At 44.7% G+C, this 26,272-nt stretch carries 29 protein-coding genes and 2 pseudogenes; 14 read left to right on the forward strand and 17 right to left on the reverse strand.

Annotated features, from left to right (window positions below):
* Positions 1-4: 4 nt before the first annotated feature.
* Positions 5-3,013, forward strand: coding sequence for an efflux RND transporter permease subunit (locus RIN81_RS06395; RefSeq protein WP_309088486.1), 3,009 nt, complete (start codon positions 5-7; stop codon positions 3,011-3,013).
* Positions 3,014-3,113: 100 nt separating this feature from the next.
* On the opposite strand, the gene RIN81_RS06400 is transcribed toward RIN81_RS06395, so the two are convergent.
* Both RIN81_RS06400 and RIN81_RS06405 read right to left on the reverse strand, forming a co-directional pair.
* The gene (locus tag RIN81_RS06400) at positions 3,114-3,296 is read right to left on the reverse strand and encodes a CsbD family protein (protein ID WP_309088488.1); all 183 of its coding nucleotides are present in this window, start codon (positions 3,294-3,296) and stop codon (positions 3,114-3,116) included.
* A 57-nt stretch (positions 3,297-3,353) separates the two neighbouring features.
* On the reverse strand, positions 3,354-4,535 hold the full coding sequence (locus RIN81_RS06405; RefSeq protein ID WP_309088491.1) for an AI-2E family transporter: 1,182 nt from the start codon (positions 4,533-4,535) through the stop codon (positions 3,354-3,356).
* A gap of 171 nt (positions 4,536-4,706) precedes the next feature.
* Here RIN81_RS06405 and RIN81_RS06410 point away from each other — a divergent pair, with 171 nt between their 5' ends.
* Positions 4,707-5,513, forward strand: coding sequence for a YitT family protein (locus RIN81_RS06410; protein WP_251269910.1), 807 nt, complete (start codon positions 4,707-4,709; stop codon positions 5,511-5,513).
* Between the two features lie 273 nt (positions 5,514-5,786).
* Here the strand turns inward: RIN81_RS06410 and RIN81_RS06415 are convergent, their stop codons facing one another.
* The 5 genes from RIN81_RS06415 to mgrA form a co-directional block, all read right to left on the reverse strand.
* Positions 5,787-6,125, reverse strand: coding sequence for a hypothetical protein (locus RIN81_RS06415; protein WP_309088494.1), 339 nt, complete (start codon positions 6,123-6,125; stop codon positions 5,787-5,789).
* A 30-nt stretch (positions 6,126-6,155) separates the two neighbouring features.
* Positions 6,156-6,419 carry a hypothetical protein gene (locus RIN81_RS06420; RefSeq protein ID WP_309088496.1) on the reverse strand — a complete coding sequence of 88 codons (264 nt, stop codon included), beginning with the start codon at positions 6,417-6,419 and terminating at the stop codon, positions 6,156-6,158.
* A 119-nt stretch (positions 6,420-6,538) separates the two neighbouring features.
* Positions 6,539-6,751: a DUF2922 domain-containing protein gene (locus RIN81_RS06425; RefSeq protein ID WP_309088498.1), complete on the reverse strand. Its 213-nt coding sequence runs from the start codon at positions 6,749-6,751 to the stop codon at positions 6,539-6,541.
* A gap of 17 nt (positions 6,752-6,768) precedes the next feature.
* Positions 6,769-6,984 carry a DUF1659 domain-containing protein gene (locus RIN81_RS06430; RefSeq protein ID WP_309088500.1) on the reverse strand — a complete coding sequence of 72 codons (216 nt, stop codon included), beginning with the start codon at positions 6,982-6,984 and terminating at the stop codon, positions 6,769-6,771.
* Positions 6,985-7,121: 137 nt separating this feature from the next.
* Positions 7,122-8,150 (reverse strand): L-glyceraldehyde 3-phosphate reductase, encoded by a 1,029-nt coding sequence (gene mgrA / locus RIN81_RS06435; RefSeq protein WP_309088502.1) that lies wholly within the window; start codon positions 8,148-8,150, stop codon positions 7,122-7,124.
* Between the two features lie 132 nt (positions 8,151-8,282).
* Between mgrA and RIN81_RS06440 the strand changes: the two genes are divergently transcribed.
* Positions 8,283-8,597: a winged helix-turn-helix transcriptional regulator gene (locus RIN81_RS06440; RefSeq protein ID WP_309088504.1), complete on the forward strand. Its 315-nt coding sequence runs from the start codon at positions 8,283-8,285 to the stop codon at positions 8,595-8,597.
* A 137-nt stretch (positions 8,598-8,734) separates the two neighbouring features.
* Here RIN81_RS06440 and RIN81_RS06445 read toward each other — a convergent pair whose 3' ends face one another.
* Positions 8,735-8,872, reverse strand: a complete 138-nt coding sequence (locus tag RIN81_RS06445) for a YvrJ family protein (protein ID WP_242231721.1) — start codon at positions 8,870-8,872, stop codon at positions 8,735-8,737.
* Positions 8,873-8,961: 89 nt separating this feature from the next.
* Positions 8,962-10,617 carry a sensor domain-containing diguanylate cyclase gene (locus RIN81_RS06450; protein ID WP_309088506.1) on the reverse strand — a complete coding sequence of 552 codons (1,656 nt, stop codon included), beginning with the start codon at positions 10,615-10,617 and terminating at the stop codon, positions 8,962-8,964.
* 301 nt (positions 10,618-10,918) lie between these two features.
* On the opposite strand from RIN81_RS06450, the gene RIN81_RS06455 reads away from it, so the two are divergent.
* On the forward strand, positions 10,919-12,640 hold the full coding sequence (locus RIN81_RS06455) for a methyl-accepting chemotaxis protein (RefSeq protein ID WP_309088508.1): 1,722 nt from the start codon (positions 10,919-10,921) through the stop codon (positions 12,638-12,640).
* A 40-nt stretch (positions 12,641-12,680) separates the two neighbouring features.
* Here the strand turns inward: RIN81_RS06455 and RIN81_RS06460 are convergent, their stop codons facing one another.
* From RIN81_RS06460 to RIN81_RS06470, 3 genes are read right to left on the reverse strand one after another with little or no spacing between them, the layout of a single operon-like run.
* Positions 12,681-12,821 (reverse strand): hypothetical protein, encoded by a 141-nt coding sequence (locus RIN81_RS06460; protein WP_242231718.1) that lies wholly within the window; start codon positions 12,819-12,821, stop codon positions 12,681-12,683.
* Between the two features lie 6 nt (positions 12,822-12,827).
* Entirely contained in the window at positions 12,828-14,222 is a 1,395-nt protein-coding gene (gene hemG / locus RIN81_RS06465; RefSeq protein WP_309088510.1) for a protoporphyrinogen oxidase, read from the reverse strand.
* 12 nt (positions 14,223-14,234) lie between these two features.
* On the reverse strand, positions 14,235-14,693 hold the full coding sequence (locus RIN81_RS06470; protein ID WP_309088512.1) for an OsmC family protein: 459 nt from the start codon (positions 14,691-14,693) through the stop codon (positions 14,235-14,237).
* A 116-nt stretch (positions 14,694-14,809) separates the two neighbouring features.
* On the opposite strand from RIN81_RS06470, the gene RIN81_RS06475 reads away from it, so the two are divergent.
* The 5 genes and pseudogenes from RIN81_RS06475 (at position 14,810) to RIN81_RS06495 (ending at position 17,999) form a co-directional block, all read left to right on the forward strand.
* A complete protein-coding gene (locus RIN81_RS06475) occupies positions 14,810-15,286 on the forward strand; it encodes a 2-thiouracil desulfurase family protein (protein ID WP_309088514.1) in 477 nt (158 codons plus the stop codon).
* Between the two features lie 25 nt (positions 15,287-15,311).
* Positions 15,312-15,560 carry a hypothetical protein gene (locus RIN81_RS06480; RefSeq protein WP_309088516.1) on the forward strand — a complete coding sequence of 83 codons (249 nt, stop codon included), beginning with the start codon at positions 15,312-15,314 and terminating at the stop codon, positions 15,558-15,560.
* A 161-nt stretch (positions 15,561-15,721) separates the two neighbouring features.
* Positions 15,722-16,582: an alpha/beta fold hydrolase gene (locus RIN81_RS06485; RefSeq protein WP_309088518.1), complete on the forward strand. Its 861-nt coding sequence runs from the start codon at positions 15,722-15,724 to the stop codon at positions 16,580-16,582.
* Positions 16,583-16,731: 149 nt separating this feature from the next.
* Complete coding sequence (locus RIN81_RS06490) at positions 16,732-16,974, forward strand: VanZ family protein (RefSeq protein WP_309088520.1); 243 nt, start codon at positions 16,732-16,734, stop codon at positions 16,972-16,974.
* 196 nt (positions 16,975-17,170) lie between these two features.
* Positions 17,171-17,999, forward strand: a pseudogene (locus RIN81_RS06495) (STAS domain-containing protein).
* A 92-nt stretch (positions 18,000-18,091) separates the two neighbouring features.
* On the opposite strand, the gene RIN81_RS06500 reads toward RIN81_RS06495, so the two are convergent.
* A complete protein-coding gene (locus tag RIN81_RS06500) occupies positions 18,092-18,910 on the reverse strand; it encodes a YwqG family protein (RefSeq protein WP_309088522.1) in 819 nt (272 codons plus the stop codon).
* Between the two features lie 220 nt (positions 18,911-19,130).
* Here RIN81_RS06500 and RIN81_RS06505 point away from each other — a divergent pair, with 220 nt between their 5' ends.
* The 3 genes from RIN81_RS06505 (at position 19,131) to RIN81_RS06515 (ending at position 20,769) form a co-directional block, all read left to right on the forward strand.
* Positions 19,131-19,619, forward strand: coding sequence for a hypothetical protein (locus tag RIN81_RS06505; RefSeq protein ID WP_309088524.1), 489 nt, complete (start codon positions 19,131-19,133; stop codon positions 19,617-19,619).
* 76 nt (positions 19,620-19,695) lie between these two features.
* Positions 19,696-19,896 carry a hypothetical protein gene (locus RIN81_RS06510; protein ID WP_309088526.1) on the forward strand — a complete coding sequence of 67 codons (201 nt, stop codon included), beginning with the start codon at positions 19,696-19,698 and terminating at the stop codon, positions 19,894-19,896.
* A gap of 279 nt (positions 19,897-20,175) precedes the next feature.
* Positions 20,176-20,769, forward strand: coding sequence for a hypothetical protein (locus RIN81_RS06515; RefSeq protein ID WP_309088528.1), 594 nt, complete (start codon positions 20,176-20,178; stop codon positions 20,767-20,769).
* Between the two features lie 106 nt (positions 20,770-20,875).
* On the opposite strand, the gene RIN81_RS06520 is transcribed toward RIN81_RS06515, so the two are convergent.
* From RIN81_RS06520 to RIN81_RS15790, 3 genes and pseudogenes are all read right to left on the reverse strand, one after another.
* Positions 20,876-21,358 (reverse strand): EAL domain-containing protein, encoded by a 483-nt coding sequence (locus RIN81_RS06520; protein WP_309088907.1) that lies wholly within the window; start codon positions 21,356-21,358, stop codon positions 20,876-20,878.
* 22 nt (positions 21,359-21,380) lie between these two features.
* Positions 21,381-22,547 (reverse strand): EAL domain-containing protein, encoded by a 1,167-nt coding sequence (locus RIN81_RS06525; protein ID WP_309088530.1) that lies wholly within the window; start codon positions 22,545-22,547, stop codon positions 21,381-21,383.
* Positions 22,548-22,587: 40 nt separating this feature from the next.
* Positions 22,588-22,827 (reverse strand): annotated as a pseudogene (locus RIN81_RS15790) (MHYT domain-containing protein); the annotation flags it as partial.
* A gap of 635 nt (positions 22,828-23,462) precedes the next feature.
* Between RIN81_RS15790 and RIN81_RS06530 the strand changes: the two are divergent.
* Positions 23,463-24,452: an S-layer homology domain-containing protein gene (locus RIN81_RS06530; RefSeq protein ID WP_309088532.1), complete on the forward strand. Its 990-nt coding sequence runs from the start codon at positions 23,463-23,465 to the stop codon at positions 24,450-24,452.
* 228 nt (positions 24,453-24,680) lie between these two features.
* On the opposite strand, the gene ytvA is transcribed toward RIN81_RS06530, so the two are convergent.
* Positions 24,681-25,472 (reverse strand): YtvA family blue-light photoreceptor, encoded by a 792-nt coding sequence (gene ytvA / locus RIN81_RS06535; protein WP_309088534.1) that lies wholly within the window; start codon positions 25,470-25,472, stop codon positions 24,681-24,683.
* Positions 25,473-25,777: 305 nt separating this feature from the next.
* On the opposite strand from ytvA, the gene RIN81_RS06540 reads away from it, so the two are divergent.
* Positions 25,778-26,233, forward strand: coding sequence for a GNAT family N-acetyltransferase (locus RIN81_RS06540; RefSeq protein WP_309088536.1), 456 nt, complete (start codon positions 25,778-25,780; stop codon positions 26,231-26,233).
* Positions 26,234-26,272: the final 39 nt, after the last annotated feature.

Below are 26,272 nucleotides of genomic sequence, written 5' to 3' on the forward strand. Positions count from 1 at the left end.
AAACATGAACGCGTTAATTAACTTCGTCTTAAAAAACAAATTTGCCGTCTGGCTGATGACCATCATCATAACCGCGGCTGGTTTGTATGCCGGGCTTTCTATGAAGCTTGAGACGATTCCTAATATCACGCCGCCAATTGTGACAGTAACAACGGTCTATCCGGGAGCGACGCCGGAAGAAGTGGCGGACAGTGTGTCAGAACCCATTGAAAAGCAGCTTCAAAACTTAGGAGGCGTAAAAGTCGTCAGCTCGACTTCCTATCAAAACGCTTCCTTTGTCCAAGTAGAATACAGCTTCTCGACGGATATGGAAAAAGCGGAACAGGAAGCAAAAGAAGCACTTGAGGACCTGGATTTTCCAGAAAACGTGCAGGAGCCTGGCGTATCGCGTTTAAGCATTAATGCATTTCCGGTCATGGCACTCAGTCTTTCAGACCAAAACCTGTCTCTGGAAGAGCTGACAACACTTGTAGAAGAGGAGGTTCTGCCGGAAATTGAAGGCACTGAAGGTGTGGCATCGGTTCAAATATCCGGCCAGCAGGTGGAGGAAGCAGCCGTTGTGTTTGATAAGGCAAAGCTTGCCCAGCTGAAGCTGGATGAAGACACAGTGACGAAAATAATTCAAGGAGCTGACATTCAAGCACCGCTTGGCTTATTTGAATTTGGCAGCACGGAAAAGTCTCTGATAGTTGATGGCAATATTACAACGCTTGAAGACTTGCAGAACCTTCCAATCGGTCCGGTCAAGCTGTCAGATATCGCCGAGGTAAAATTAACCGGAAAAGCCGAATCAATTTCCCGGACAAACGGACAGGAATCAATTGGCTTGCAAATTGTAAAAGCAGCCGATGCGAATACAGTGGACGTTGTCAATGCAGTAAAAGAAAAAGTAGATGAGTTTGAAAGTGATATGGACGCTCTGACGGTTACTTCTACTTTTGACCAAGGCGGTCCAATTGAAGAATCTGTGAAAACAATGCTGAACAAAGCGCTGTTTGGTGCTCTTTTTGCGGTTATTATTATCATGCTGTTTTTGCGTGATGTACGCTCGACAGTTATCTCGGTTATTTCGATTCCACTGTCAATTTTAATTGCGTTAATTTTACTGAAACAAATGGACATTACGTTAAACGTTATGACCCTTGGAGCGATGACAGTTGCCATTGGACGCGTAATTGATGATTCGATCGTGGTTGTGGAAAACATTTATCGGCGCCTGTCGCTTCAGGATGAGACGCTGCGCGGAAAAGAACTGATCCGTGAAGCAACAAAAGAAATGTTCGTGCCGATTATGTCTTCCACTATTGTATCCGTCGCGGTGTTCCTGCCGCTTGGGCTGGTAGAAGGTACGGTAGGCGAATTGTTTCTTCCATTTGCGCTGACGGTTGTGTTCGCGCTGCTTGCCTCGCTCCTGGTAGCTGTCACCATTGTGCCAATGCTCGCCCATACACTGTTTAAACGCGGCGTTAAGGCAAAAGCACACGAAGAAAAGCCAGGACGGCTTGCTGCGGGTTACCGTTCTGTGCTGAACTGGACCTTAAATCATAAAATCATTACATTTTTAACGGCAGTTGTGCTCCTGATCGGCAGCTTTTTCTTAGTGCCGAAGATCGGCGTCAGCTTCCTGCCGAGTGAAGAAGAGAAAATGGTTATTGTCACGTACGCCCCGGAGCCGGGACAGACGATGGAGGAAGTAGCGGATATTGCGGCTGATGCGGAGCGCTACTTTATGGATATCGACGATGTAGAGACGGTTCAGTATTCAGTCGGAAGTGAAAATCCGATGAACCCGGGCCAATCGAACAGCGCCATGTTTTATGTGATGTATAACGAAGAGACAAAAGATTTCACACAGAAAAAAGAAGACGCGCTCAAAGATTTGCAAGACTCTGTTTCTAAAGGAGAATGGGCGTCGCAGGACTTCTCGGCCAGCGCCGGAAGTAATGAAGTCGCCGTTAATATTTACGGCGAAGAGCTGGAAGACATCGAGCCGGTTGTGGCAGATGTAGAAGAGATGATGAAAGATAGCGGTGATTTTAAAAAGGTGGAAACGGGTCTTGCAGACGCCTATGAAGAATACACGCTCGTTGCCGATCCAGAAAAAATGGCGGCAGCAGGACTGACTGCCGGTCAAATCGCTATGGAGCTGAGCCCGGTGCGGGAACGCCAAATTTTAACGACGATTGAAAGGGATGGGGAAGACGTCAATGTTTATATTGATGTACCTGCGCAGTCATATGAATCTATTGACGATATCACGAACCGTTCTGTTTCAGCAATGAACGGCCAGCCGGTGAAAATCGGCAGTGTAATGACGGTAGAAGAAGGAGAAACATCGGATACGGTTTCCCGCCGTAATGGGAAAGTTTTTGTGGATGTGAATGGCGAGCTGAAAGGCGACGATGTATCTGCGGCATCCAATTCACTGCAGGAAAAACTCGATAAACTTGATTTGCCTGCAGGTGTCAATATAGAAATGGGCGGTGTAACGCAGGATATTAATGAGTCGTTTACGCAGCTTGGCCTTGCTATGCTGGCGGCGATCGCGATTGTATATCTTGTACTCGTCATTACATTTGGCGGCGGTCTCGCACCATTCGCGATTTTGTTCTCGCTGCCGTTTGCTATTATCGGTGCGCTTGTGGCGCTCTTGATTGCTGGCGAAACAATCAGTATTTCCTCTATGATTGGTGCGCTTATGCTGATTGGGATTGTAGTAACGAATGCAATCGTGCTGATTGACCGAGTGATTCATAAAGAACGCGAAGGCTTAACGACGCGTGAAGCGCTGCTCGAAGCAGGATCAACACGTCTGCGTCCTATTTTAATGACAGCGCTGGCGACGATTGGTGCTCTGTTTCCGCTTGCGCTCGGTCTCGAAGGAGGAGGCTTGATTTCAAAAGGTCTCGGTGTAACTGTAATCGGCGGCTTGACAAGTTCAACTTTGCTGACACTTGTTATTGTGCCGATTGTGTATGAAGTTCTATCCAAATGGATGAAAAAAAGAGTATAAAAAAAGCAGCTTCCTGATCAGGAAGCTGCTTTTTTGTACACTGGTCACAGAAAGTAAAAAACACCTGCAGTTGTTACACCGCGGGTGTTTTGGCAGGTGGTTAACGATGGTCTTTCGCATGACCAATATGGTTCTGCACATCGCCTTTTAATTTATCGCCTTTCCCCTCTGCCTGCATTTTTGTGTTGTCTGTTGCATTCCCTACCTGGTCTTTTACTTCACCTTTTGCTTTGTTTACGGCGCCTTTTAATTTGTCGCCAAGTCCATTGTTGTCATGTGCCATGATGAAAACATCTCCTTTTTGATACGTCTAGTAGATGTTTACCCGGGCTGCATAGTCTTAAACAAGGTCATCGTCCGTTTCAACAACAGCATACTGATCATCCGCTTTTTCGGAAAACCGGTTATAACGAGCTTTAAATAAGCCAAACATATACTGAACAATGACTTTCAGAAGCGCATAAGTCGGCAGGCCGATCAACACACCGACTACGCCGTACAGGTGGGCAGCCGTCAGTAGAACGAAAATAATGGTGACCGGGTGAATTTGCAGCGATTTGCCCATAATTTGCGGAGAAATAAATTTGCCTTCTAAAAGCTGAACAACTGTCCATACTAAGGCAAGCTTTACCACCATAAACGGTGACGTCACGATGGCAATAATAATCGCGGGTGTAATAGCAATGACCGGTCCGAGGTATGGCACGACGCTTGTCACGCTGGCAATAGCCGCAAGCAGAAGCGCATAATCAAGGCCGATAATGAGAAAGCCGATATACATCATAATTCCAATGCAAAGACTCACCAGCATTTGTCCTTGAATATATGAGCGAAGCTGTTCATCCATTTCAATCAGCATCGCCCCGGTACGACCGCGCATTCTTGGCGGCAGTACATGAAGGAAGCCGTTATAAAGCTTATGGCCGTCTTTTAGCAGGTAAAACAAAATAAACGGCACAGTTACGAGCGAGACAATGAAATTAGTGAGCGTAGCGATCACATTCGTAATACTGTCAAGCGTATGCCCGGCAAAATCAGAAAAATTCTGCGTAATGGATCCTAGAAACTGTTCAGCGTTCGTCTGCATATTTTTAGAGATTTCCATATATTGTGCTTCAAAGGGTGAGTTGCGTGCCCACATATCGATATCCATGCCGAGCTGCCGGGCGTAGCTTGGGAATGAAGCAATCAGCGCTTCAGTCTGATCCCGCAAAAAAGGCAGGATAGTCACCAGTAAAATGGTAATCAGGCCGGATAGCGCCACGAAAACAATTAAAATTCCCCAGCCGCGCTGTATTTTATAGCGCTGCAGCAGATTCACAAGCGGGCTTAATAAGTAGTAGCCAACAATGGATAAAATAACGGGGAGGGCAACGGTGCCGATAAACCCGAAAATTGGTTCAAAAATAAAGGAAACGCGGGAATATACCATAATAGTAAGCCCAAGCAAAAGCACAAGGCTTAAGACGAATAGGGCTGTGCGTCCGCCTAAAAAACGGACGAGCGGGGATTGTTCATTCATTCAGGTCCACTCCTCTGGCAAATCACAAGGGCGAACGAAGCTGCCTTTGATTCCTTCTATTATACAATAAGAAGGAAAAAAACACGCATTTGCCGCTTTTCTGAAAACACTATTTTTAAAGGAACTGCCATTTTTTCTCTTATAATGAAGAAAAAAAGGGGGAGCTGCTTTATGCACATTTTGCTTATACTGGCGGGTTCCGTGCTGATTGCCATCGCGTATAATTTCTTTTTAATCCCACACGAGATTTTAAGCAGCGGATTAAGCGGAGTAGCGATCATGCTTGGCATTATTACGCCACTGAATACCGGATTGTTAAACTTTTTATTAAACCTTCCGCTGCTCATACTCGGGGTAGTCAAGCTTGGAAAGAAATTTATTGCGTATACGATTTTATCAGTTGTATCGCTGTCTTTGTTTCTTTATTGGATTCCTATCACGCAGCTGTCCACTGAGCCGATCCTCTCTTCTTTGTTCGGCGGCGTGTTAACGGGTGCGGGAGTCGGCCTGACTTTCCGTGCGTCTGCTTCATCCGGCGGTTTTGATATTATCGCGATGCTGCTGGCACGCAAGCGGGACTTCCCGCTCGGCACACTGCTGTCCATCATGAATGCAATTGTGATTGTTGCCGCGGGCTTTCTGTTCAGCTGGGATGCTGCTCTGAGCACCTTGATTGCCATTTACGCAACAGGCAAAGTGGTCGATACGATTCACACGAAGCACATTAAGCTCACGCTGCATATCGTAACCTCAAAAGGCGATGAGCTCTGTGCGAAAATGCTGAAAAACCTGTACCGCGGCATTACCGTCACGGAAGCAAAAGGTGCATATTCCGGCGAAAGCCGCTCCGTCTTAATGACCGTCATTACCCGTTATCAATTAAATGAAGTGAAACAGATGATTCAAGAAGTCGACCCGCACGCGTTCGTAAACATTACGCAGACGGTTGAAGTGATGGGGCTGTTTCATCGGGAATAAAAAACCGATCCGCTTTTGCGGATCGGTTTTTTATATTGTTCTTTTTAAGTAATAAAAGTACGAACGAGATCATGGAGTGAAAATTTTTCCTGTCTGGTCAAATTCTATCCAGCCTTCTTTCAGTGGAGTGTAATTCATTCTCCTGCCGATTGTCCTTCCTCATAGAGTCCTTCCGATAGCAAAAATGAGCAGAAGAGTGATTATATTGATCAATGTCATTACTTTCGTTCTGTATTATTCTTATCTTGATAAATATCCTTATGTTGGTTTGTTTTAGTGATTGAAGTTATTCGCACGCTCCAGCAGGAACACGCCGTTTTGGGACGGTATAGAAAAAAGCTTTACCTGACCGTTTTCTTCACTGTAAAACTCGTAGTGAGGTTCTGGTTCCTTTTTTCGCACCACTGTAACACGATACCGCCATGGGGTTCCGTTTGACACCCAGTCATCAACGACTTTAATGGATAAAAGGTCATCTTCACTCCAGCCTTGGCTTTTTTCTAAATAAGCGAGCACTTCCTGTTTCACTTGTTTTTCTTTGAATAGGTGAGGGCCCCACAAATAGAAAGCAGGATAAGCGGCCAACAGAAATAAAACAATCCATTTTGTCATATTCAGCACTCCAGTCTGCTTTTTTACTGCTTACATCGATACAACGCCTGTCCTTAGAACCACGAGCAAAAATAAAAAACAAAAAGCCAGGCTGTTTAACATAATGCTGATACGTGCAGCCCGTCCTCTTTTTCCTAAAAGAGCACAAAGAATACCGAGCAATGGAAACAGCCCCATTGAAAAAATGGAAAATTCACCGAACGTATAGAAAAACACATCAGTCATCATAAGAAAAGGAATAGAAAAATAAACAAATAGGCAGATAATAGAATAGAAAATATAATATTTTTTCATTAAAAACTCTCCTTTAGTGTAAAAATACACTAAAGGAGAGTTTTTGTAAATGGATATTTTAAAATCAATTTCAATCGTATGAAAAAGCCTGCCCGGTTCAAAACGGGCAGGCTTCACGATTACAAAATCTCGGTTACTTCACGGTCTATCAAGCTGGCACTTTTGGCAGCGGTGAATAAGCCGGTTGAGGCCATAAAAATGCCAGATGCGATAATCGCGTTCATCGCCTGCGCAACGGCTGCCGCATCCACCGGTTCAACCGGTGTATCGATCGTGAGGCTGGACGTGCCGCCTCCGGCAGTAGTGAATTGAAGCTGTAGGGTTTTAGCCATACAGTATTCCTCCTTTTTTAGTTAATAGTCGAAGTATCGTTTCGCTCAATGGATACGAGCGGCCGTGCAGACAGCCCGGCAATCGCTGCAGCGGCAGCATTAAACTGATCAGATGTGACATCTGTTTTTACGTTTGAATATGTTTTTGTTTGGAACAGCTGCTTGCCGTTTTCATCTACGCCATTGTCAAACGTAAGGCGCAGTGATGATTTCGTTAAAGTTGCTTGTGCCATTGTTTTCCCCTCCTTTCACCCTTTATGTACAAGGAAGAAAGGAAAATCGATACCCTTATTAAAAAAAAGATGAGATGTATGCGGGACAGATACAATGTGTAAACAAAAAGCCATCCCCCAAAAAGGGATGGTCGCTGTCAGGCATTGACGTCACGTAATAAAATAGAGTTGATTTTTGAAAGCTCTTCATCAGAAAAGTGAAGGTTGTCAAGAGCTTTTACGTTTTCTTCAATCTGGCTTACTTTGCTTGCGCCAATCAGGGCCGAAGTGACCCGGCCGTTACGCAGTACCCAGGCTAGAGCCATCTGGGCAAGCGACTGGCCGCGTTCCGCAGCCATATCGTTTAAAGTACGAATTTGTGACCGGACTTCATCGGTAATCCGCTCTTTCTCCAGAAATCCGGTATTTTTAGCGGCACGAGAATTGTCAGGTACGTCGTGAATATATTTATTTGTCAGCAGTCCCTGCGCCAGCGGACAAAAAGCGATCGAACCAATGCCGTGTTCATCCAGTACATCCTGCAGGCCGTCTTCTATCCAGCGCTCGAACATCGAATAAGACGGCTGGTGAATGAGAATCGGCGTGCCAAGTTCCTTGGCAATGCTTGCTGCTTCGGCTGTCTGTTCGGCAGAATAACTCGAAATTCCGACATACAAAGCTTTTCCCTGGCGGACAAACAAATCCAGCGCCCCGATGGTTTCTTCTAAAGGCGTATCCGGATCCGGGCGATGAGAATAAAAAATATCCACATAGTCAAGATTCATCCGTTTTAAGCTTTGATCCAGGCTGGCAGTTAAATATTTTTTTGAACCCCATTCACCATAAGGGCCTTCCCACATATAATAACCGGCTTTGGTAGAGACAATGATTTCGTCGCGGTACGGAGCAAAATCACTGCGCATGATTTTTCCAAACATAGCTTCAGCAGAGCCTGGCGGCGGTCCATAGTTGTTGGCAAGATCAAAATGAGTAATGCCGAGATCAAACGCCCGGCGCAGCATTGCCCGGCCATTTTCAAATGTATCAACACCGCCGAAGTTGTGCCAGAGGCCCAGTGAAATGGCGGGGAGAAGAAGACCTGATTTTCCGCTTCGGCGGTACTGCATGCTGCCTTTGTAACGGTCAGGATTTGCCAGGTAACGATCGGAGTTGGTTAGGTAGCTCATGTAAAAGTCTCCTTTGTCTCATAGTCTTCTTTCAGTGTAACGCTTTCATTTCTCACTGAAAAGTAGTGAAATTTTTAAAAGGTAATATGGTATGGTATAGGTACTATCAAAAAGATAGTAAGGGGGATGGATATGAGTAAAGAAGAATTGGTTATTGAATGTTCGATTGAACGGGCACTCGATATCATTGGATCCAAATGGTCTTTTTTAATCCTGCGGGAATTGTTCTGTGGAACGAAACGCTTTGGAGAACTTGAACGCGCTGTCCAGGGGATCAGTCCAAAATCTCTGTCCGATACGCTTCGTCGTCTAGAAGCGAATGACATTGTCGTGCGGACCGTGTACCCGACCGTACCACTTCGCGTCGAGTATACGTTAACTGAAAAAGGGCAGGATTTTCATAAGATTATTAAAGAAATGAAGCTGTGGGGGGCGAAATGGGGATGAGAAAACCGGAAACATGTAAACAGGGCCGGACTGCTTGTTATGAAGACCGAAAAACTACTTTTCCGGCTAGCTTATGCAGAAATCCAGCCGTTGCCATGAAAAGCAGCCTCCTTTAGAAAGGAGAGCTGCTTTTTCTTTTATTCTTTCATTTTATCGGGCAGATTTTGAATAGACTGAATGACGCCATCAAGCTTCGTTTCAATCCGGTACAAAAGGTAAAAAGTCACCGCGATTGGAAAGCCGACGTCCTGGATAAGCGGCAGTATCGTCTCCATCAAACCATCCTCCTTTCTAATGGTTATATACAGAGAATGGACCCAATTCAAAACCCTGTTTGAAAAAAAAATACTGTGAACGGCTCCGTTCACAGTGTTACAGATTCATAGGTTGTAGTCCGGGCGCGTCCCTTGCGCTTTGACGTATAAAGAGCTTCGTCTGCTTTTCGTATTAAAAGAGACGGGTGGTCGCCAGGCTGAGGCGTAAGAGTGGCACCTCCGATACTAACCGTAATCACTTTGTTTTTATGGTCTTCATGCAAAATGCCAAGACATTCAACCGCCAGGCGGATTTGTTCAGCAAGTTTAAAACTCCTCACCGGCACGCCGGGCGGTAAAATAACGGCCAGCTCCTCGCCGCCATAGCGTGCAGCAGAAGCCCCAGCTTCTTTTGCAATCTCATCTACTACTTTTGCTACATGCTGCAGCGCTCTGTCACCGGTATCGTGCCCATATCGGTCGTTGTATTTTTTAAAAAAGTCAATATCGAGCAGAAGAAGAGAAATTGGCTCCTTCTGTTCAAACGCTTTTTTCCATGACAGCGCCAGCATATCATCAAAAAAGCGGCGGTTGCCAATGCCGGTTAAGCTGTCACTGAATGACAAGCGCCGCAGCTGCTCATTGGTCCGGCGCATTTCTTCTTCTGCCTGCAGGCGAAGTGCCTGCTCTTTTTGAAGGTCACGTGCCATATCGTTATAAGCACCGCAAAGCTCGCTGAACTCTTTGGACGCATTTGCAAATACCCGATCATCAATTCGGTGGCTGTAATAGCCTTTTCGCAAAATGGTGGTTCCTTCGAGCAGGGCTTGAATTGGCTGTGTGATCCGGCCGATCAACCGGCGTATAAAAAAATACGAAATAACAAAAATAACCAGTAAAATAATGCTCATGAAAAAAAGTGTATCCTGAAACGGCTGCTCAATTTCCGCCGTAGACACTTCGCTGATCAGCACCCATTCATCTCCGTTAATCCACGTATACTGGCCGATAGATTCTATTCCATTTGCATTGAGGTAGGGCTCGGTCCGGTTTTTCCGCTGAAGCGCGTCTTGAAACAGCTTTGTGTTTTTTAGGGATACAGGAAACGTGCGGGAAGAGGCGCTTAGTACGGTGCCCGTTTTATCAACGAGGTACACATTTCCTGTTTTCCCGTATGCAAAGTCACCGACAATATGGCGAATGTCACCCACCAGAACAATTCCAGCAAGGATTCCACCAAACTGGCCATTTTCATTGGTAACGGGAGCGGAAAAAATGATTGAGCGGATGTTTCGCTCGCCAATCAGCCGCACACCGGTTGTAAAGGTATGCCACTCCATGCCTTCTTGAAAATAAGGCGTGTTGTACACATTGATTTTTCTCGTTTCTGCCCGAGGATTGGTATTGTATAAAATACGCCCATTCCTGTTGGCATAAAACAAATCATAAAAAAGCGTTCGATTGTTGCCAAGCAGCTCCAGTTTTTCATAAAAGCTTTTATCGGCGTTTGAAGCCTCCGGCAGCTCACTTAAATAGTTAATATCACGTGTCAGCTCATCCTGCCATTCGCTGATAAATTCATTCTGCATTTGCAGGGATTTATTTAAATTGGTAAAAGCATCGTGTTCACGCTGCTCCTGAACAAAAATCAATAAAGGGAAGACAGACAACAGTCCGCCAAACAAAATCAACATTGAAATGCCGGTCAAAAAGCGTCCTTTTAATGTCATGGATTTCCCGTTAAATATCTGTGAAAAGGGCTTCATTTTTTCTCCCTCCACTGCCTCTCTCTGCTTTTATTGTAACAAATTTACTAGATCGGTATTGATTTTTCTTGTGCTTCTATATGTAAAAAAGCTAGTTTTCTAAACTATGCTGAACGTTTCTTTTTGTATGAAAAAAGAACTGGTTGTATACTGTTTAATAGAATGCATGGCTATTATTTTTATGTTTTAAAGAATAAATAACTAGTTTTTTGAAACTTTATGATTCATTAGTCCATATTATTAGCTGGCATTAAGGTAAAAACGCCTAAAATAAACAAAGAGTAGAAAGGGAGAGAGTAGCGTGGGGAAAAGCATAAAAGGAAAAATGCTCTTTATTTTTTCAGTGATTGTTCTTCTGGCTTGTATGATTGTTTCATTTGTTAGTTACCATGCTGCACAACAGCTGGCGAAAGATTCGCTCAGCAATGTAACGGAAAATATCGCAAGCCGTGCAGCGGGCATGATTGATCCAGCACAATATGAGAACATAACGGTAGAATCAGACGAAACCGCTTATTACAAGGAACTGCGTGCCAATTTAAATGAGTTAAGAGAAATGAATGGTTTAGAATATCTGTATACAATGGCTCGTGAGCAGGAAGGGGATGACTATCGTTATGTTTATATGGTCGATGGCATGCCCAAAGGGGATGAAAATGCGTCCGGGCTTGGAGAAATAGAAGAAAACGAAGAATACTACGCCATGATGAATCGAGTATTCGAAACAGGGAAAGTTCAAACAGAGATGAGCCGCACAGACGATTATGGTGCGCTGGTGACCACCTATGTACCGATCAAGGCTGGAGATGGCAGGGTAATCGGTTTGATTGGGGCAGACTTTGATGCCAGTGAAGCTTACAAAACCATGCATGCTAACAAAATCGATTTGATTCTCCTGACCGGGCTTATCCTCCTTTTAAGCCTGCTCGTTATTTTTCTCGTGACCCACTATTTAACAAAGCCGTTAAAGCGTTTGACAAAAGAAGTAGAACGGGTAAAAAGCGGAGACTTATCTTCCAATATCAAGCCCAGCTCAAGAGACGAGTTTGGTGTTTTAACCGAAGCTTTCCAAGGAATGGTCCATGATTTAAAAAAGGTGATAGGAGGAATCAACGATAGCACGGACCAATTGGTGAAAACATCCGATGGACTGTTAAAGGATGCACGTGAAATCAGTGAGGGAAGCCAAAAGGTTACAGCATCTATGCAGCAAATTGCATCAGGGACCGATATTCAGCGTAAACGGGCCGAGGAGAGTGCTGGCGTGATGAGTGAGTTGTCCCAAGGTATCCAGCATGCAGCCGCATCCAGCTCAGTTGTTTCGGAACGGGCTTCTTTAACGCTGGCTGAGGCTGAAAGCGGATTTCAAAAAGTGACAGATGTTGTTGAGCAAATGCATAACATTAACGAATCTGTCGGGCAGTCAAGCGAAGCGATCAAGCAGCTGGAGCAGCAGTCCGTTGAAGTAACAGATATCCTTCAAGTGATTCAGGATATTTCTTCCCAGACAAATCTGCTTGCCTTGAATGCGGCAATCGAAGCGGCAAGAGCGGGAGAGCAGGGAAAAGGCTTTGCGGTCGTGGCAGAGGAAGTGCGAAAGCTGGCCGAGCAATCCGCACAGTCGGCGAAAGAAGTTTCCTTGCTGATTACGAATATGAATAAAGACACCAATCGGTCTGTTGACAGAATGAATGTAGTAGTAGAAAACGTGCAAAGCGGCATTTTGCTTGTTCGGGAAGCGGGAGAAGCTTTTGAAAGGATTTTGTCTTCAATAGAAGAAATCGCACGCCAAATTGAGGAGGTTTCTTCTATATCAGAAGAAATGTCCGCTTCTTCTGAAGAAATTGCTGCTTCGGTAGCAGATTCTGCACAGGTAGCTGCCCAATCCGCAGACAGCACAAAACATGTACAGGCTATTGCGGTTGAACAAAGCAGCTTGACCGAGCGCATGTCGGGTTCCATTCAATCTCTTGCCCATATGGCGAAAGAACTTGATGGACTGGCACATAAGTTTAAACTTTAAAAAAACAAGCGGCACTTCATAAAAGAGTGCCGCTTGTTCCTTATGTGCGCCGGTTTTCTACGCTTTTCATACGATTTTGGTCATCTGGCAGACGGCTTTTGTCTTCTAAACGCTCATTCTTTTCCCTTTGAATTTGTTTCGTATTTTCTTCAAATCGTTCATCGTATGTTTTTTTCTCCACAGGTCATCACTCCTTATGAGCAGTGTCCCCGTTTTCAGAAAGGGTATGCGCGATCTGCCTGCCGTTTTGGATGCAGGCTCCAATTCCAACGCCAAAATAAGAGCAGCCGGCAAGATGCAGATGCGGGTGATGCCGGTTAAGCTCAGCAGAAAGCCTTGCTACAGCCTGACTGTGTCCGAGGTGATAATTTGGCATTAAATCCATCCATGGTGTAATCTGGACAGTCATTGGTGCTTCATGAATGCCAAGGCTTTTTTGCAGGTCCAAAAGGGCCGCCTCGGTAAGCTCTGCTTCAGTCAAACGCGCAAGAGAAGAATAGTGCGGATTTGAGCTTTTATAGAAAAACCGGACGAGCAGGTTACGCTCCGCTGATGTGTGCGTCCATTTTCGGCTTGTCCACGTGCAGGCGTCACACGTTAAATCGGTGCCTTCCATTACGATAAAGCCGGTTCCATCCGCCGGAAGCTGTTCGTCTGGCAGGTTAAACCCTAAATAAACCGAGATAAGCGAAGAATTTTTCAGCTCGTTAAAATGAGTATCAAGCACCGGATCGTTTACGAGCTTTTGCGCCGCATCGTGCGGGATGGCGAGTACAATATCATCGGCTAGGATCGATTCCCCGGTATGAAGCGAGACCGAAACAGCATGCCCTGTTTTTTGAAGGCTTGTTACCTTTGTGCCCGTTAAGATGCGGGCCGATGATGAACGTTCTGCGAGCCGGTCGACCAGTGTACCGAGCCCGCTTTTAAAGGAAACGAATTTTTTTCGTGCTTTATCACCGAGAAACGTTTCTTTATTGGCAGAAAATCCTTTGATAATACTGCCGTATTCGTTTTTATAATCAAGCAGATAGGGAAGCGTTGACTTCATCGTTAAATTGCTCAAATTCCCGGAATAAACGCCGGAGAGAACCGGAGCGATCTGTCGCTCGACAATTTCAGGGCCAAGATAATAGGTTAAAAAGTCACCGACCGAATCTTCCGGGCCAAACGGATTGTCCTGTTTATCAAAATCAGAAAGCGCCGCTCGTTTTCCTTCTTCGGACAGAAGCGTGCTTTCGTTCAGCGACTCGATGCTTGTTGGAATGCCAAACACCGTTTCTTCAGGGATTTTATGAAGAGTATGGTCTGTATATAAATACGATACACCTGTTTCATTGTAGACAAGTTCATTTCCAAGACCCAGCTCTTCAATGAGCGGCAGGACGCCGGCATTCCGTGCTACCATCGAATCCGCCCCTGTTTCAATCGTAAACCCATTCTCTTTGACTGTCCGGATTTTTCCGCCAAGTGTCTCGTTTTGTTCCACGAGCACGAAATTCCAGTCCGGCTGCTTTTTTGTCAGGTGATAAAGTGCGGTCACGCCGGTGATACCGCCGCCAATTATAACAACTGTTTTCATCATTTCATCTCCTCAAGACGATGATAGCACTTTTTGAACGGAAGCCTTCAGTTCAATTTCAACATTTCCTTTAACAGCGCGGCTGATCATGCAGGATGATTCCGCTTTTTCCGCCAGCCGGTGCGCTTTTTGCACATCCGCTTCTGTTGCATCCACCGGCAGCACAATCTGCGGCTTATGGATAATGCGTTCATATGTAATCACGCCGTTTGTTACGTCCACTACACCTTCGGAGGTCATTGTAAGAGATGATTTCTCCAGCCGGCTGCGCTCCATCATTGCTGCCAACGTAATAATATAGCAGGTGGCCGCTGCGCCAAGCAGCATCTCATCAGGATTGGTGCCAATGCCGGGACCATCCATTTCAGAAGGAATCGACACCTTCGTTTTTAAATGGCCAGACTGGATCGTACCGCTGTCGTTGCGCCCGCCCGGCCAGTCAGCTGTTAGGGTAAAGATATGCTTTGCCATGACATTCACTCCTTTTTTCCAGTGTAAATCATTTTGCCCAAAATAGCGGGAGAGACGCTTTTACCCGCTCTTTATGTTATTCTTTGGAAAAGACATGCAAGTGGAGTGTGAGAAACATGATCATGGTCAGTTCTTGCCTGGCGGGTATGAAAGTGCGTTATAACGGGACAGACCGGCTGGATGAACGAATCCGCCAGCTCGTTGAAGAGAAAAAAGCTGTGATGGTATGTCCGGAATTATTGGGGGGATTTCAAACGCCGCGTCCGCCGGCTGAAATTGTCGGCGGAACCGGAGAAGACGTGCTCGATGGACGGGCCAAAGTGATCGATCATTTTGGAAATGATGTAACGGATATGTACGTTGCTGGTGCGAAGGCAGCACTTAAAACCGCCCAGGAAATCGGAGCGGAGGCGGCCGTGTTAAAAGAAAACAGTCCGTCATGCGGCAGCAGAGCTATTTACAATGGAAGCTTCTCAGGCGAAAAAATAGCGGGAACCGGAGTCACAACAGCATTGCTGCGGCGGCATGGCATTCGGGTGCTCTCAGAAGAAGCCTTTTCGGATGAGATAGACGATGATGTTCATCCGGCATAATACTGATCAAGAAGGAGTGGGTCGTATGAAAGCTGGAGTGCTGGGCACTTTCTTCCTGGCAGAGTGTGTTCTCACCATCCTGTTTATCGTAGAGGTTTCACTTCTTTTTGCACATGGCTGGCTCATCGCCAGCTTTACTGTGCTCAGCATTCTTACCGCTTTTATACCGCTCGTGCGGTTTAAGAAACAGACGGCGCGCACGCTGATACTGTCGACCAGCACTGTGCTTCTCGGCCTTGCCCTGCTTGGAGCCATAGGTGCGCCCGGGTCATAGGAAGCTGACAGGCTTGAAGTGTTTGTTAAGGAGCGGAAAAATTATCGGTGTGAGCATGAGAAACGGACTTCAATGGGAAAGACTATACCAAAAAGAGGAGAAGCCAAAAGTGTTTATACAGCATATGGATCTCCCGGCTTGTTCGACAAGGAGGAAGCAGGTTGAATCGAATTATCGGAACATATGAAACAAACGACTATATCGTTGAGTATTCAAAGGTTGGAAATGGAACGCCGGTACTCATTGTGCATGGTGGGCATTCCAACTGCTACGAGGAATTTGGTTATGCACCTCTGCTGGAGCGTGGATTTCAGCTCATTACACCGTCGCGGGCAGGGTATGGTTTAACAACGCCTGCCCCGCTGGAGGAAGCGGTCGGACGCTACGCTGAACTGTTGGATCATTTGGGCATTGACCGGGTGCATGTCATTGGTATATCAGCCGGCGGGCCAACCGCTGTTAAGTTTGCCGGCTTGTTTCCAGAAAAAGTACGGACTTTAACCCTGCAAAGCGCAGTTGTCGGCAAATGGCTGACTGCTGAACATACCGAGTACAAAACCTCTCAGGTTATTTTTCGCCCCCCGTTCGAGTGGCTGACGTGGAAGCTGCTTTCAGTTGTCGGCACTGCATTTCCGCGCCTGTCGTTTAGGCCAATGTTTTTTTCACTCAGCACGCTTACGTATGCAGAAGGAAAGCACCTTGTGGAAGAAGAGGATATCGAAGAGGTACGAAAAATGAACTGCCGCCAGCGGTCTGGCACAGGTTTTCTTATGGATTTAAAAAGCTCCGGAATGCTTACAGAAAAGGATCTTTCCCATATTTCCTGTCCGGTACTCATTCAAGCAAGCTTGAACGACCGCTCTGTATCTACAGCTCACGCTTATTTTGCAAAAGCGCATATTCCTTCTGCTGCATTGAAACTGTACAACACATGGGGGCATTTGATTTGGCTCGGCAGGGGTTCGGAGCAGGTTCACCGGGATGCCGCCGCTTTTTTAAAAGCGGATGGAATGATCATATAAACCGCTGATTTAGAGAGAGCAGCAGTCATCACTGAAAAGAGCAGCGCCGTTTTTTATAAAGTTTGCAAAAGACGGCGTTTGCAGCGGAAGGAGCACCTTGAAAATCAAGGTGGACAAGCTGTATAGAATGAATCAAAGGAGTAAAAGAGGTGGGAAATGTGCTGCTGTTCGCGCCGTTTATCTTTTTGCTGCCGGGCTCATTCCGCCGCTTCCAGAGGAGTATGCTTACAACAGGGGCTGCAGCTGTGTTCAGTCTTTTTTATGAGATGATCCAGCTGCTGTTTGAATTTGGAAGTTTTGGGGTGGATGACTTGTTGTTAAACACGTTGGGCGGCTTTATAGGCTATATGTTATTTGCCGCTTTTCGAAAAAGAACCAGTCGGACTGCATAAGAAAAATTTTCTTGCACCCTTTTTATAATAAGCGGGAAGAGGACGCGGGCCTCTTTTGGAAGCGGCTCTGCGGTTTAGCTTTTATTCTACAAAATACCCTTAAATCTCTCATTTACTGAAATTTCAAACTTTACTATATTTGTAGTAAGGAGCAGAAAAGGAATTATAGCTTCAGCGAAAAAAAAGGGGAAAAGAAATGGGAGAGATTGTTCAGTCATCGGCTGAATTAAAAAAATTTTTAAACCATAACCGTCAGGTGTTTGAAGAAAAATTATTATCGGAAGCAGTGAATGTAAAAAATAAAATCGAGGAAATATTGGCGATTGGTAATATCGATCTCGTCAATAATGCGCATAAGCTTGTTGGCTATATTATTGATAAAGAAGAAAAAGAAGTTCGATCTTTTGCGGAGCAGGAAGGAATGGCGTGGGCAGCTAGCTCATTCGATTGATCTTTCTTTTAAATTGGAATGGGTGCAGGCCATTCGCAGAACGCTTTGGACTTTTATTGAACAATATAACGAAGCAGACGATAAAGGCGTGATGTCCAACTTTTTTCATGTGGAGAAAGATATCAATACCCAGGTTGATACTTTTTTAAATGCTTTTTTCATTAGTTATTCTACCTATAAGGATTCTTTGATCAAGGCACAAAGAGAAATGGTCGAGAATCTATCGGTTCCCATCATACCCATCAATGCTTCTGTCTGCATTTTGCCGTTGATTGGCACGATCGATCTATTTAGAACGTCCATCCTGGAAGAAAAAGTTCTGACGGAGATCGGCATCTCCCGTATTCAAACGCTCATTATGGATTTATCAGGAATTGCGGATATGGAAACGGAAGTGATTGACCATTTAATGAAAATTATTGATGGTACCGCTTTAATGGGCTGCAAAACAGTGATTACAGGATTAAGAGCAGAAGTGGTAAGAAAAATGATTCACCTGGGGATTTCTTTTGATCCGAAGACGAAAACACTTGGCACGCTGCAGCAGGCTTTAAAAGAATATGTAACGGCATAAAAAGCCTTCTACATCCCTTTTGCCGGCAGAGTCTCTTTTATTGAAGATGCTTTTCCCTATTTTCGTGAGGAAAACAGGGAAAAGCTTATTCTTCAGGAGCAGTCCCAATTGAACCAGGCATTTTCGAACTTTTTCGCTTTTAAATCTTCCAGTGAAATAAAGAAGTTGCCAATGCCGGCATCGCCCCACATAATTTCCCAGTCCTGTCCGCTTCCAAAGCATGAATCCAGCTGAAACAGGAGAATATCATTTTCTTTCCCGTTTTTCATATATTCGCGCGGATCGGTCTGAGTAAAGCTTGGATAGCCGCCGAGCTGGGTGCCGAACCCGATGAGCGTTTCATATTTTTCATCGTATGGATCAAAGCCGTCAAAGTCAAATTTGCTCGTGTGAAAGGTCCTTTCAAACTCCACCGTGTCCGCCAGCAAAATTTGTTTGGACAGTGAAGGAATCATTGCCAGTTCCGTATCAGCAATTGGATACTGCTCCTCGTCTTGAAACGGCGTGTGCATGTCTGCTTGTTCTTCACGAGAATAGCTCTCTTCAGAAAATGATTCAAAATAAAAAACCCGGTAGCCGTCTTTATTTTCATAGTCATCAAAATCAGCGCCAATCAAATCATCGTAGTAATCCACGTAAAACGCCAGCAGTCCATGGGTAGGATAGGGATCAAGTGCCGGCAATTCCGCAAAGTTAATTTGTGCCAGAAGCGATAGGGGCATGCCTTCTCGGTTTACTGGAAACTCCATGCTTTTCGGTATGTATCCGAAGCCGCCTGCTTTTGATGTCATCAGCGGAAGCTCTCCATCTGATGTAAACGAGAATTCAATGATATCTTTCTGTGTACTTAAAAAAGTTTCCTGCCATTCTTCCGGAAGCAGTCGTCTCACTGCCTGCTCAATATCTTTCATCTGTACACCTCGATTTTGATGGTTTTATTAATGAAATAATAACAAAAAAAATATAACCCAATTATTTCATAAAAACCGTCATAAAAGAAGGATACGTGACAGAAGCCCAGGTGTATGGAAAATAGAGCAGGAAGAGGTGTCTTTAGTAAAGACAGCTTTTTCTTTAAAATATAATTTACAAAAAATTGAAAAAAAGGTATGCTGGCGAAGAGGTGATAAAATGAAAGCGGTAAAGGTAACGTTATGCATCCTCACACTGATCGTATTTGGTTTGTTTATGCTGGGGTATTGGATGACGCCGGCTCCCGGGACCTCATCCGGTAACGGCAATCCCGCTCTGCTGATTTTAATGGGACTTATTCCTTTGTTCATTGTGATGACAGTGCTCTGGTGGACACTGCTGCGCCGCTGCCCTTTTCAAGCCAAAACATATTGCATCAGTATTCTTCTATTGCTCACCCATTTAGCAGTGGCCCTTTTTTACCGGCATTATTCACTTGAAGCGTACCGTGGCGTGATCAGGCGAGCACTTTTAAACCGTTACGGCATATGGGATGAACAGTACGTACAGGATATTACAACGGGGCTTTCCATTCACATCAATCATCAAAATTTCAATGTAAATACGTTTCTGTTATTTTTATCAGCTGTGCTCTTAGCGGCTATAGTATTCCGGATTTTGGACCGAACTGCCGGGCGAGATTCATAGAAGCTGGAAATAATCATGGTCTCTGTTCCAAAAATGGTATAAAATAGTGGCAACACCCATAGGAGGGAGCGATCAGATGCCAGCCTTTTTTATCCTCATGGTTGTGGCCGTGGCCATATTTTTGGTTGTGAAAGCTGTTAAAAAGAAGTCGCTGCCGGACAATTATTACACGCCGTATGATGATCTTCAGCTCAGCCAGTCTTTTGATTCGCATTCCTATAAACATCAGCAAGAAACAAAACATGAACACCCTTATGAAGAAAAACAGCGTGACTAAGCCGTTTTATCCTTTTTACATGCAGCCGCTGTGCTGCTTCTTTTTTTGTTTGGGGGCAGGAAGGATTCAAACAAAAAATAGCTTCCTTCCCGGGCAGCGAAGTTGTCCATTACAAATTAGCTGCAGTAATCGACGGAAGTGGAGAAGCAGCAGCGTTAAGAAAATCATTTTTTTCTGCTGGACCAGCCGGATGTTAATACGTATACCACGATCAGACACGAAGAGCGGGATGATTCCGCTTATATGGATCAAGTACAGGCAGAAGCTTGGAGGGAAGAAATGAAGAAATGGACATGTATGATGGCGGCGGGTTTCTTGCTTGCCGGCTGTTCACAGGGAGAGGATTTAAAACAAAAAAAGCAGGCCGGGGAAGAAGTGATCGCTGTCAAAGCCACTGAATTATTTAAAGGAGGAGAAAAAGCTTTACAGTCACACCTCCATATTCAAGGCGATGCCGTTATATTAAATAAGCCGTCCGATGTCGCTGTTACATTCGATATATGGCAAAACGGCAAAATAGCGCAGAAAGGCAGTCGGCTGTCGAATGATCCGCAAGGGGATATTAAAGAGGTCAGCTTCTCGCTTCAGCCCGATCTGTCAAATAAAAACAGTCAGCTTGTGACCATTGCTTGTAATGGCAATGAATTATCGCTTTCTTCATCCGTTGATGTTCCAAGTGACACATCCATAAGCTGGGCAGCTGATCTTGCTGAGAATGCCGGCGACGAAGGCTTGAAGGTCAAACCGGGTGAACGAAAAGCCGTCTGGGGATATGGAATGAACAAAGTGAACGGAGCCGCAAGCTCCACAACCGAAGAATCGATTCAGCAGGCAGACTGGGGAATGCTTATTTATATAGAAGCAGCCAGGTAGCGAGGAAAAACAAGCATTGGCCGCCCGGCTTGCAGTCGTGGTTTCTATTCTAAATGAAAACAAAAAACGGCTGTCTCGATGAGAGGCAGCCGTTTTTTATAATGAATTAATTTACGCCGGATGCCGTTGAAAAACGGGTCTGCCATTCGGCAAGCTCATCCGGTACCATTGGTTTGGCGTAATAGTAGCCTGGCATAATAAGGGAGCGGGCAGTTTCAGTTAAAAAATGTACCTGCTCCGCTTTTTCAACCCCTTCAATGACAATATGCAAATTCAGCGATTGGCCAAGTGTAATAATGGCATGTAAAATAGCAGAATCTTTTTCTGAAAGCGGCACCCGATCAACGAATGATTTATCAATTTTGAGCGTTATAATTGGCATCTGACGCAAAAAAGACAGTGACGATACGTCTGTTCCAAAATCATCAAGCGCTACAGAAAATCCTTGAGCGCGGAACGAGCCGATCGCCCGGATGGCACTTTCAGCAGATTGCACCACGCTTGTCTCCGTGATCTCAAGCTCAAGCTGCTTCGGATTCACATGGTAACGTTCAAGCGCTTTTTTTAAAGTCGCTTTAGACGGGGCGATGTTACGTACTCGCCTGGAATATTTACAGCAATTTTTTGATTAGGAAGCCCGCTTTTTCCCATTCAGCAATTTGGCGGGACGCCCGGTCAATGACCCGGTCTGTCAGCTCATTGATGCGGTGATGCTGTTCGAGAATCGGAATGAAAATGCCTGGCGACAGCATCCCATGTTCAGAATGACGCCAGCGAATGAGCGCTTCAAATCCGGCAAGCCGGTCTGTATCTGCCATGATTTTAGGCTGATAGACGAGGAAAAGCTCGTCTTTTTCCATTGCCTGTGTAAGCCCTCCTAAAATCTCCTGTTCAAAAGAAAATGCATGAACGGCCGGGTCATATAAAACAACGTCATGATTGTATGAAAGAAGGGGATACTCCAATACAGCCATCGCTTCTGCATACAGCTGATGATTCGTATCCGTCCCGCTGACCGAAGAAACGGAGCACACAGAAGCGAGCTCAATCCATTTTTCCTCGACCTCTATAGGTTCCTTCCACTTTAATGCGATTGTTTTCATCGCCTCAACTAAAATATCTGGTTCAACTGCCGGAGCAAGAAAAGCAAAGCGATTTTCATCAACCCGGTACAAATCGGTAAAGCCCGGATGCGCTTCCCGCAGCGTGCGTGCAACCTGCTGAAGAACCTGCTCGCCGAACGCATAGCCGTATCTTTGGTTGATTTGTTCAAGATTGTCGAAATGCCAGATCGCTAAACTGCATCGTTCAGCTGGTTTATTGAGTGTTTTTTCAAACAAGCGACGGTTAGGCAGGCGGGTAAGTCCGTCGAAATAACTGATGCGGTAATCAATATACCGGTCTAATATGCTTGAAAACAGCAGCAGGACGAGCAGAAAAGACATTCCGGCTGTTACCGGCATAATGAGCATATTCATATTGGCATAATCAGCATGACCGCCTGCTATAGCGGAAGGTAAAGCAAAAAAAGTGACCGCACTCATACCGGTGTAATGCATACTCGAAACGGCCACTCCCATTAAAAGAGCCGTAACAAGCTTGAACGTCCATTTTTCCATTAGCTTCTTTAACCGGGCAAAAACATATAGCGCGATAAATGACACGAAGATGGCCAGGATAATAGACCAAATAAACAGGCCAAGGTGATATCGGTAGATGGCATTTGCAGCCATTGCAGCCATGCCTGTGTAGTGCATGGTTGCGATGCCGATCCCCATTACCACGCCGGCAAGAACAAACGAAAAAAAGAGAATGTCTGGGCCGGCTGACTAAGTAAAACGCTAAAAAAGAAGCGAGAATCGCCGGCACAATAGAAAGAAAGGTCCAGCCATAATCAAAATGCATCTCCATAGGCATGGAAAAAGCACTCATGCCGATGAAATGCATAGACCAAATCCCATTGAAAGAGAAGATAAAAGCAGCCAAATCGACTAGTGGAAAAAACCGTTTTTTTGTACTCGTTCGTTGAGCGAGAGAGCCGTATAGGAAGCCAGGCATGCAATGAAAATGGACAACAGTACAAGTAAGAGTGAATGATCTCCGGATAGCTCGATATATCCCGATGGAGCGGATAACGTAAACATAAAGAATTCCTCGTTTCTGCAGAGTCTTATCCTTATTATCGGTCAATTTTCCCTTCTTTCCTAGGAAGAAAAACCCATTTGTTAAAAAGATAACAAGCGTTATTGCATTTTTACAAAATAAAACAAACAAGGAAAAATAATTAAATGAAGTACTGTATGCTAAAATGTGTAAAAAACGAGGTCTTTCTCAGCGAATTCTCATCCACGTTTTATGTAATGGAATAAAGATGGAAGGACTAAAACCAACTGCAGCCGATGTCGTCATTGCTGGCCAGAAATAGAGAATACAAAACCGGAGCCTTTTTTTAAAATGGCGAACTACAGTAAATATGATTTCATGTTTAGGTGAAATGTTCTAAGGAAGATAGAATAAGAGATCGTTACAAAGGCCCTGTAAAACAGTCGAAAAAATGAAATTGATCCTTGTTTTCAACAAGTGCCATTAGACCTTGGAAGCATACTCATTTTTCCAATGCTAGCGAACTATTTACGTGTCTGCCTGTAAATGCTAAAATCAGCTCAACACACCTAGATAGGAGACTAGCATACTTGAATAAGTACACATTTTTTACCGCTGCTACTGCCGCTACTGTCACTGTTGCAAGCTTCTCTGCACCTGCAGGCGCAGCAGATCATGCAGATTATGAATTTCCTTTTACAGATGTCGGGGACCGATATGCAGAAGCGGTTGAGTTTTTATATATGATCGAAGCCATTAACGGTGTATCCGAAACAAAATTCGGAACACAGCAGACGCTGACGCGCGGAGATGCTGCCGTTATTCTTTCCAATCTGCTTGGACTTGATACAGAAAGCGCGCCGGATGCTGGATTTAAAGATTTAAATACTCGGGTTAAAGGTTCGGTGAATGCCCTTGTAGAATACGGAGTTGTCTCTGGCGTAACGAAAACGGAATTCAAGCCAGGCGAGCCGCTGAGCCGTGGTGCAATGGCGAAGTTCCTGGTTACTGCGTTTGAACTTCAAGATTATGTGGAAGAAACTCCGTTTACAGACGTAGGCGGTGTATTCCAGCCATATATCGAGGCCTTATACGGCACAGGTATTACAAACGGAAAAACAGCAACATCTTATGGCACGTATCAAAACATTACCCGTGGCGAGTTTGCGAACCTGCTTTATGCTGCGGTTATGTTTGAATTTGAAAACTTATATTATCCAGTTCCAGTCAAAGCGACTGTTACATCAGCTACCTCTACACAGGTTGTTTTTGAGGAAGCAGTACCAGACGATTATACACCAGGAGAAATTGCCAGCCTGCTTTACTTTTCTCTTGATTATAGTGATGGCACAGAAAATGAAATTAACCCCACGTCTTATACATTGTCAGCAGATCGTATGACATTAACAATCCGTCATGAAGATTTAACGGGCAAGAAAGGCACAATGCTGGTTAGCGATTTTGAGAAAGAAATTGTAGCGCCGTTTAACTTTGAACCGGTTTCAACTACATCGAGCGCAAATGTAAAAGAATCATTTGAACAGCCTGCTGGTGTACCAGCGACCGAAGCCGCTCAATAAGAAAATAAAAAGCACTCCATATTTGGAGTGCTCAGGCTGTCGACAAAGTCGACAGTCCTTTTTAATATTGAATGAGCAATCAAGATTTTGTGTTGTTTTAGTCAAAAGTCAACTAAATAAGCTAAAACAAAAGACGAAAACCCCATTTTCGTAGAAGTTCTTTTCGAAAATAGGGTTTGTCTACACTCTGAGCACTCCATATTTGGAGTGCTTTTTTCTATGTAGCTTTTACACCCTGCCCGGCCGGTTCCGTTTAATGCTGCCGAGTGCCACCTGCAGACTGGAGTAAAACTGCATGTCAGCGATATCGTTCATGGTCCGGTTAAAGTAAAAGGCCATTTTGGGAGAAACGCCGCTGATGATCAGCTCCGCTCCGAGCAGCCGAACGGTGTTTCGAAGATTTTGTATCCATTCCTCCGTCATACTAGAATCCAGATAGAGCCCGGTCACATCCACAATCACATGCTCCGTTTCTGTTTTGAACAGTTTGTCAGAAAGCTTATCGATAAGCAGAAAAGACCGGTTTGCATCCATTTGGCCGACAAGCGGCACGACCATCGTTTCATCATCAAGAGAAATAATGGGGATAGATAAATCTTCAATTTCTTTTTTTGCCGCTTCAATATCCACATTCAAGTTCATTTTATCCGTCACATCGTACTGGAGGCCAATAAAATAAAGCGTTTTATCCAGCCGGACCGGCTTAATATTGATCCGGTTCCAAAACGGTGTGCCATCTTTACGGTAGTTTAAAAGTATACGTTCAAATGGGCGTACAAGCTTAATCGCTCTTTTCATTTCGGAGATGCTGCTTTTGTCGGTTTCTTCTCCTTGCAGAAACCGGCAGTTTCTTCCGACCGCTTCTTTCGTTGAATACCCTGTTACACGTTCAAATCCTTTGTTGACAAACACAATGGGATTGTCAGGTTTAGCAGCATTTGTGATAACAGCCCCGTTTTCAATAAGGTCCAATGTAGGAACCAATAATGAGGAAGCATGCTGTTCTTGTAAAAATTCCATAAGCTCTCCTTTATTCGTGCCCAGTTCCTATATGCCGGCAGCTTAATAATCGAATATGTAAAAGTCCCTTCATGACTCTATACCCTTTTTTTTCTTTATTCAAACGTTTGGATAGTTTAAAAGTATGCTGTAACAGCATGTGCTTTTAAAAAAAAGCAGGATTTTTTGAGGGTTAACAAGGTAAATATGGTATGATATTGCTGATTGTGCTTATAAAAATAATATATAGAGGGAATAGGAATTTTCTTCTCTTTTCTGACCAAGCGATTCTGAAAGAAAGACAGCGTTTACAAGGAGACGATTCGATGAACATTCGCCTGCTTCAACCATTGGAAGCACCGCCATATAAGCTGCTGCTGCTGGCTGATCCCTCCCGGTCTATCGTAGAGAAATACGTAAAACGGGGACGGTGCTTTTTACTTGAAGAAAAAAGCAGAATCATTGGTGCGTATATCCTACTGCCTGTTAATCCTGAAACAATAGAGCTTGTCAATATTGCTGTGGAGGAAACCTGCCAAGGAACCGGAATTGGCAGGCAGCTTATGGAACACGCGATTAAACAGGCCAAAGCCGGGGGTTATCAAACAATGGAAGTTGGTACTGGTAATTCAAGCATTTCTCAAATTGCTTTTTATCAGAAGTGCGGCTTTCGCATGATCAGCATTGACCGCGATTTTTTTCTCCGACATTACAAAGAAGAAATTTGGGAAAACGGCATTCAATGCCGCGATATGATTCGAATGGCCATGACACTTACCTAAAAGGGCCACCGCCAAAACGTATATTTTTTGGAAGAGCAA

Source organism: Domibacillus sp. (genome assembly GCF_031181085.1).
Taxonomy (GTDB): domain Bacteria; phylum Bacillota; class Bacilli; order Bacillales; family Domibacillaceae; genus Domibacillus.

Excerpts from the sequence above, each read along its gene's own strand:
- RIN81_RS06395 (WP_309088486.1), top strand. The coding sequence starts at position 5 with ATGAACGCGTTAATTAACTTCGTCTTAAAAAACAAATTTGCCGTCTGG.
- RIN81_RS06400 (WP_309088488.1), bottom strand. The coding sequence starts at position 3,296 with ATGGCACATGACAACAATGGACTTGGCGACAAATTAAAAGGCGCCGTA.
- RIN81_RS06405 (WP_309088491.1), bottom strand. The coding sequence starts at position 4,535 with ATGAATGAACAATCCCCGCTCGTCCGTTTTTTAGGCGGACGCACAGCC.
- RIN81_RS06410 (WP_251269910.1), top strand. The coding sequence starts at position 4,707 with ATGCACATTTTGCTTATACTGGCGGGTTCCGTGCTGATTGCCATCGCG.
- RIN81_RS06415 (WP_309088494.1), bottom strand. The coding sequence starts at position 6,125 with ATGACAAAATGGATTGTTTTATTTCTGTTGGCCGCTTATCCTGCTTTC.
- RIN81_RS06420 (WP_309088496.1), bottom strand. The coding sequence starts at position 6,419 with ATGAAAAAATATTATATTTTCTATTCTATTATCTGCCTATTTGTTTAT.
- RIN81_RS06425 (WP_309088498.1), bottom strand. The coding sequence starts at position 6,751 with ATGGCTAAAACCCTACAGCTTCAATTCACTACTGCCGGAGGCGGCACG.
- RIN81_RS06430 (WP_309088500.1), bottom strand. The coding sequence starts at position 6,984 with ATGGCACAAGCAACTTTAACGAAATCATCACTGCGCCTTACGTTTGAC.
- mgrA (WP_309088502.1), bottom strand. The coding sequence starts at position 8,150 with ATGAGCTACCTAACCAACTCCGATCGTTACCTGGCAAATCCTGACCGT.
- RIN81_RS06440 (WP_309088504.1), top strand. The coding sequence starts at position 8,283 with ATGAGTAAAGAAGAATTGGTTATTGAATGTTCGATTGAACGGGCACTC.
- RIN81_RS06445 (WP_242231721.1), bottom strand. The coding sequence starts at position 8,872 with ATGGAGACGATACTGCCGCTTATCCAGGACGTCGGCTTTCCAATCGCG.
- RIN81_RS06450 (WP_309088506.1), bottom strand. The coding sequence starts at position 10,617 with ATGAAGCCCTTTTCACAGATATTTAACGGGAAATCCATGACATTAAAA.
- hemG (WP_309088510.1), bottom strand. The coding sequence starts at position 14,222 with ATGAAAACAGTTGTTATAATTGGCGGCGGTATCACCGGCGTGACCGCA.
- RIN81_RS06470 (WP_309088512.1), bottom strand. The coding sequence starts at position 14,693 with ATGGCAAAGCATATCTTTACCCTAACAGCTGACTGGCCGGGCGGGCGC.
- RIN81_RS06475 (WP_309088514.1), top strand. The coding sequence starts at position 14,810 with ATGATCATGGTCAGTTCTTGCCTGGCGGGTATGAAAGTGCGTTATAAC.
- RIN81_RS06480 (WP_309088516.1), top strand. The coding sequence starts at position 15,312 with ATGAAAGCTGGAGTGCTGGGCACTTTCTTCCTGGCAGAGTGTGTTCTC.
- RIN81_RS06500 (WP_309088522.1), bottom strand. The coding sequence starts at position 18,910 with ATGAAAGATATTGAGCAGGCAGTGAGACGACTGCTTCCGGAAGAATGG.
- RIN81_RS06505 (WP_309088524.1), top strand. The coding sequence starts at position 19,131 with ATGAAAGCGGTAAAGGTAACGTTATGCATCCTCACACTGATCGTATTT.
- RIN81_RS06510 (WP_309088526.1), top strand. The coding sequence starts at position 19,696 with ATGCCAGCCTTTTTTATCCTCATGGTTGTGGCCGTGGCCATATTTTTG.
- RIN81_RS06515 (WP_309088528.1), top strand. The coding sequence starts at position 20,176 with ATGAAGAAATGGACATGTATGATGGCGGCGGGTTTCTTGCTTGCCGGC.
- RIN81_RS06525 (WP_309088530.1), bottom strand. The coding sequence starts at position 22,547 with ATGGGGATCGGCATCGCAACCATGCACTACACAGGCATGGCTGCAATG.
- ytvA (WP_309088534.1), bottom strand. The coding sequence starts at position 25,472 with ATGGAATTTTTACAAGAACAGCATGCTTCCTCATTATTGGTTCCTACA.
- RIN81_RS06540 (WP_309088536.1), top strand. The coding sequence starts at position 25,778 with ATGAACATTCGCCTGCTTCAACCATTGGAAGCACCGCCATATAAGCTG.